Genomic DNA, 619 nt, shown 5'->3' on the forward strand with positions numbered 1-619 from the left:
CAAAAGTGGAGTTCGATAGATTCACCATGCCACTGAACGCCCCGCCCACCGCAGAACCGAAGTTAAATGCCGTGCTGGCCAGATCTCGCCACATTCAGTGTGCCGTTACCGGTCAGCTCGTGATTGAACTGCGCCATGTCATCCAGATTCAAGGTGGCATTGGCAATATCCACCGTGACCGTGTCAGCCACACCATTACTGCTGGTCAAGGTGGCATTCGCGCCGTCCGTAACCTGCAATACTCCGCTGCCAGTCACCGTATTGTCAAAGGTGCCATTAAAACCGCTCAGGGCTAAAATATCCTGTGCGCCCGCCAATGCAATACTGGCGCTCGCCCCTAAATTGGCGGTCGAACCCGACTGATAATTTGCTGTTCCCCGCCAGCGCATACTGCCCAAGGAAGTTGCTGTTATTGCCCGTCAGTGAGGTATTCGCGCCATTGGTCACATCAACCGTTGAACCCGCCTCGCCGCTGAGCACATTAGCCACCGCGCCACTCACGCCGTTAAGCACAAAATGAGACGTTGCGGTATCCAGCCCGACCGTCGCCGTCCCCAAATTACTGGCCTGACCGACGGTCAACACCCCCGTGGCACCAATATGATGTGCGCCGCTAAAA

General features: G+C 56.1%; 2 protein-coding genes. One reads left to right on the forward strand and one right to left on the reverse strand.

Annotated elements, in window-relative coordinates; all coding sequences use genetic code 11:
* On the forward strand, window positions 1-296 hold a 296-nt coding region (locus YROHD0001_RS20880; RefSeq protein ID WP_282645159.1), incomplete at its 5' end, for a hypothetical protein.
* Here the strand turns inward: YROHD0001_RS20880 and YROHD0001_RS20885 are convergent.
* A partial coding sequence (locus tag YROHD0001_RS20885; RefSeq protein ID WP_282645160.1) for a hypothetical protein occupies window positions 277-619 on the reverse strand: 343 nt, incomplete at its 5' end. The two genes, YROHD0001_RS20880 and YROHD0001_RS20885, sit on opposite strands and share 20 nt — an antisense overlap.

The organism is Yersinia rohdei ATCC 43380 (assembly GCF_000173775.1).
Lineage (GTDB): Bacteria > Pseudomonadota > Gammaproteobacteria > Enterobacterales > Enterobacteriaceae > Yersinia > Yersinia rohdei.